This is a genomic window from Burkholderia sp. APQ4-4ca (genome assembly GCF_057837105.1).
Genome location: NZ_JBYQCG010000095.1, coordinates 1 through 1,031, shown reverse-complemented (window position 1 = coordinate 1,031; position 1,031 = coordinate 1). Strand labels below are relative to the sequence as shown.

Genomic DNA, 1,031 nt, shown 5'->3' with positions numbered 1-1,031 from the left:
GACGACTCACCGCGCACCCCATGACGAACGAACGGCGCCCGCCGCGTCTCCTGCCCCGATCCACCGTGCTGCGCTGCTCATCCAACCGTACTCCCTCTTCTGCATTGTGCTTGTAGGAGAACTGCCGACCGATTTTCCCGACCGCACGGTCGGCGAAAGCCGAGTGTAACGGACGCCTTTCGCGCACGCCAACCGGGTAAGCCCGAAGCGCCTGTGCAGGATTGCACATCGTCGGTGAACGGATCGCAAGAAAGGGAAAACGGGAAAAGACGCGGTGCGAACGCAAACGCGGAAGGCGGTCCGATGCACCACCGATGAAATCCGTGCACGCAAATGAAAAAGCGCTGTTGGATTCCGTCCAACAGCGCTTTGGGGTCCGGGCACTTTGTGCCTCGATTGTCTCCTCGTTCTCCACCTGCAAATTCGTTTCGCGGTGCATCAGAACTGAGGTGAATCTTAAAGAGGCTTAAGCACCACGACAACTTAGCATTTACCCCTATGGTGCATCGCCGCACGAAAATGGGGCACCAATCTGCCGCGCGGCGACGGCCCGCGCCTGCGGCGGCGCCCTTCCCCGAGCGAGCGGGATGGTGCTTCGCATCAACGCGGGCGACGCGCACGGCATGCTCACGACGATGCCCTGAACGGCTTGATCCGCGCGACCATCTCGCCGACGATCCCGCGCCGGAAAGCCAGCACGCATGCGATGAAGATCAGTCCGGTGACGATCGTCGCCGATTCACCGAGCGAATGGAACCAGCCGATGCCCGTCGTCGACGCGAGCCATTCGCCGATGTCGCCGAGCCGGTCTTCCAGCGCGACGATCAGCGCGGCGCCGAGCAGCGGCCCGAACAGCGTGCCCATTCCGCCGACGAGCGTCATCAGCACGACGAGGCCCGACATCGTCCAGTACGCGTCCGACAGCGTCTCGAAGCCGAGCACGAGCACCTTCAGCGAGCCGGCCAGGCCCGCGAGCGCGGCCGACAGGATGAACGCAAGCAGCTTGAAGCGGTCGGTGTCGTAGCCGAGCG

1 protein-coding gene and 1 pseudogene are annotated in these 1,031 nt (G+C 63.6%); both read right to left on the bottom strand.

The annotated features are described in order from the left end of the window. Positions 1-439, bottom strand: a pseudogene (locus AC3IFE_RS10835) (hypothetical protein); the annotation flags it as partial. Positions 440-627: 188 nt separating this feature from the next. Then, a partial coding sequence (locus tag AC3IFE_RS10830; protein WP_489190514.1) for an ABC transporter permease subunit occupies positions 628-1,031 on the bottom strand: 404 nt, incomplete at its 5' end.